Annotated in this window: 2 protein-coding genes; both read left to right on the plus strand. The window is 33.9% G+C overall.

Annotated elements, in window-relative coordinates; translation table 11 throughout:
• The first annotated feature begins 366 nt into the window (after nucleotides 1–366).
• Nucleotides 367–1,059 carry an ATP-binding protein gene (locus IQ228_RS24810; protein ID WP_193964808.1) on the plus strand — a complete coding sequence of 231 codons (693 nt, stop codon included), beginning with the start codon at nucleotides 367–369 and terminating at the stop codon, nucleotides 1,057–1,059.
• Nucleotides 1,059–2,363: tetratricopeptide repeat protein (locus IQ228_RS24815; RefSeq protein WP_193964810.1), on the plus strand; the 1,305-nt coding region annotated here is incomplete at its 3' end. The genes IQ228_RS24810 and IQ228_RS24815, both read left to right, overlap by 1 nt.

Raw genomic sequence — 2,363 nt, forward strand, 5'->3', positions numbered from 1 at the left:
ATTATACTCTTATGCTAATTCACTTGTATCTAAAAGTTTGCAAACCTTTACAGGGATAGAGTTTTCAGCTTTTATGATTTAAATTTATCAGCATTAAATTTTAGTGATCTTAGTTTTTACCATAAAAGTGACGCAAGAGCCAGATTTTTTAATTGGTTTCAAGAACGGACAGAAATTGAAGAAAGTAAAACTGGGGCTGAAGTAGAAGTAGGTCTTGGTTTTTGGAGTTTTCTGAAAAGTAAGTTAAAGGCTGAAGCAAGTATCCGCGAAGTTATAGAAACTAAATTTAAACGTGATTTTCGAGATTTAATAGATACTCTCAATCTGATTGCTACAGAAGTTTCTTTAGCTTGTAAAAAAAAGATTGTGGTAATTATTGATGATTTAGATAAACTAGATTTAGCAGCTATTGAAAGTATATTTCTCAAAAATATTAAAGCACTATTACAACCTAATTTCTTTGTTATTTATACAATTCCTATTGCCACAATTCGTGATGGTGTTTTAAAAAGACATATCGAAGATGAAACGAGTAATCCGATTTTTGTGATGCCTGTTTTAAAAGTTTATCCTAAAGGTGAAAGTCATAAAAACGAAGCTCAACCTGTGACTGCAACGGTAGCAAAATTACAGGAGATTTTGCGTAAACGCATTGATCATACTTTATTAGCAGATGATATTTTGCTGGAGATTGCTTTATCTAGTGGTGGTGTCATTCGGGAATTGGTTCGCATTGCTCAAAAATGTTGTAGTTTAGTATTAGTAGAGTTAAGAAAAAAAGCCAGAAAGCTAGAACCGATTGATGATGTGCAAATTGATGCGACAATTTTGCAGCAAGCACTTGATATTTTGCGAAATGATATGACAATTACTTTGAGCAAAACTGACCGGGAGATTTTACAACAAACATATACGAATTATCGCCCTGATGATCCTAAACAGCAAGAATTTCTTGATTTGCTCCACAATGTTTATGTGATTGAATATAAAAATGCTGAGAGTTGGTATGATCTTCATCCTCTTGTAATTCAACAGTTAAAGTTAGAAGAGTTAATTTAATGAACACCTTAACCAATGAATCCATTATCAACGCAAATGAACAGACTTATATGAGTTTGTTAGTTTCAATTGAAGCTGGCATTGGGATGTTACAGATTTTCATTGCTGTGTGTGATGCAGATCGTCAGCGTGAAAATATTATAGCTAATTATGAAAAGGAATTAGCATATACTGACAATATTTATCGAGTTTATCTTGATAGTCAAGAACCTAGTTTAAAGCAAGCCATTACACAACAAGTTACATTAAAAGAAAATGCCATAGCCACAGTATTAGGTGCAGAAAAATTAGGATCATTCAATCAAGATGAATTGTTGAAAAAGTTTTTTGGTTATTTGCAATGGACGCGAGAAGCATTGCGAGAACTAAAAATGCCGATTATTTTATGGATACCATCACGCATTTATGCTCAAATTGCCAAGCAAGCACCTGATTTCTGGAGTTGGCGTAATGGTGTATTTCATTTTCAGCCTGAACTGTCTTTAGTTACAAATGAGTTATTAATCAATCGCAATTCTGAGGTAATTCTAGATAATCAAGCAAGTTCGATTTTTTCACCAGAACAATTAGAAGCATCTTTAGCAGAAGCGATTAACCAATGGGGAGAAAATAGTAGCAAACTAGAAACTCTCTATAGTCAGTTAGGTAATTTATATTCTAAACGAGTGCAATCAGGAAAATCAGCAGATAGAGAAAGGGAATTAGCACTAGCAGAACAATATTTTAATAGAGCAATAGTTTTACAAACTCAATTTCAACAACAAGATGCTCTTGCAAATAGTCTGAATAATTTGGCATTATTGTATGAATCTCAAGGACGTTACAATGATGCTGAACCTCTTTATTTGCAATCTTTAGATATCAGAAAACGCCAATTAGGTGATGATCATCCCGATGTTGCTTCCAGTTTGAATAATTTGGCAGGATTGTATGAATCTCAAGGACGTTACAATGATGCTGAACCTCTTTATTTGCAATCTTTAGATATCAGAAAACGCCAATTAGGTGATGATCATCCCTCTGTTGCTACCAGTTTGAATAATTTGGCAGGATTGTATGAATCTCAAGGACGTTACAATGATGCTGAACCTCTTTATTTGCAATCTTTAGATATCTGGAAACGCCAATTAGGTGATGATCATCCCTCTGTTGCTACCAGTTTGAATAATTTGGCAGGATTGTATGAATCTCAAGGACGTTACAATGATGCTGAACCTCTTTATTTGCAATCTTTAGATATCAGAAAACGCCAATTAGGTGATGATCATCCCGATGTTGCTTCCAGTTTGAATAATTTGGCAGGA

The sequence above is a fragment of the Dolichospermum sp. LEGE 00246 genome, assembly GCF_015207865.1.
Classification (GTDB): Bacteria; Cyanobacteriota; Cyanobacteriia; order Cyanobacteriales; family Nostocaceae; genus Dolichospermum; species Dolichospermum heterosporum.